The following is a 1,103-nucleotide window of genomic DNA, read 5'->3' on the forward strand; positions in this document are numbered from 1 at the left end:
CAAAAGCCAACTGTTTTTTGTCCCGATTTAATAGCTTGTTATATTTTTTATACACTAATTCAAAGAAATTTGATCTAAACGGCAATATTTTGAAGTTGAGCCAGTCCATAGTTCATTTGACAAACCACTTAAGGTAACTTTTGTTTTTGCATGATATGCCGAAAGTAAAAACGAAGTGGTATTTTTGTACCCCGCTGTATTTGCGCTTCTAAGCCAAAATCCACCCTCACAAGCAGCAGGTGTGTTAGATATTTTTATTGCTACGTCCCCATCAAAAACACCTTGCTCTGAATATGTGTAAAGCGCATCTATAGTAGTTGTGACATAAATCCTTTCAGCAAGCGCCGATGTTGAGCAGGCTAAAAAAGCTAACGATAATAGAGTTTTTGAAATATTTGACATATTGAACCTTATTTAAAATATAACGCTTTGCTAAGCGGAAAATAACGGTTGGCTATAATCGCGTAGCGATGGCCAACTGTTATTTTTCCGTTTAAGCAACTTGTTATGCCTCTTAAATTTTAACTAATAGTTCTTTTTGTTCTTGAGTTAAAGAATCTATAGTTGCAATATTCAGTGTATCTGATGGTTTAAGAGCTAAATCTTGATCAAGTGAAATATCAACTCTATCAGGTAAGTTATACATAGCACCTGTTGCTGGATCGACTATTAGCATACCAATTAAACCACCTAGTAAAATATTGCCAAAATACCAGCCATCTACAGAACTTGTAAGAGTATATGTTTTTTCAGAAAAGCCCTTTTTATTAAGCACTAATGTGTAAGTCTCACCTTTAAAATAACCTGATGATGATTTTAAAGTTACTGTGGACGGAGTGATTCCACTTTCAACTTTTTGACCTGCACGGTTTGTAATAACAAAAGTTGAGCCTCCAGGATTACTGTTAATAGCGACGGCATAATCAGACTTACTCACAATACTTGAACAACCAGACATAATGATCGTTGAAAGTGCTAACGCTAATATCTTCTTTTTCATTTTTTTTCCTTAAGATTAAAGTTGTTCCTACATGGAACAATACTACTATTATCTAACACTGTTAGATGAACTCATTGAGGCATAACATTTGTATAAACGGCGC

At 34.5% G+C, this 1,103-nt stretch carries 2 protein-coding genes; both read right to left on the reverse strand.

The window, feature by feature from the left end:
• Window positions 1–54 precede the first annotated feature (54 nt).
• Window positions 55–402: a hypothetical protein gene (locus CJF42_RS26125; RefSeq protein ID WP_095369389.1), complete on the reverse strand. Its 348-nt coding sequence runs from the start codon at window positions 400–402 to the stop codon at window positions 55–57.
• Window positions 403–514: 112 nt separating this feature from the next.
• Complete coding sequence (locus CJF42_RS26130) at window positions 515–1,000, reverse strand: hypothetical protein (protein ID WP_095369390.1); 486 nt, start codon at window positions 998–1,000, stop codon at window positions 515–517.
• Between the last annotated feature and the right edge of the window lie 103 nt (window positions 1,001–1,103).

The organism is Pseudoalteromonas sp. NBT06-2 (assembly GCF_002276045.1).
Classification (GTDB): Bacteria; Pseudomonadota; Gammaproteobacteria; order Enterobacterales; family Alteromonadaceae; genus Pseudoalteromonas.

Excerpts from the sequence above, each read along its gene's own strand:
- CJF42_RS26130 (WP_095369390.1), bottom strand. The coding sequence starts at position 1,000 with ATGAAAAAGAAGATATTAGCGTTAGCACTTTCAACGATCATTATGTCT.
- CJF42_RS26125 (WP_095369389.1), bottom strand. The coding sequence starts at position 402 with ATGTCAAATATTTCAAAAACTCTATTATCGTTAGCTTTTTTAGCCTGC.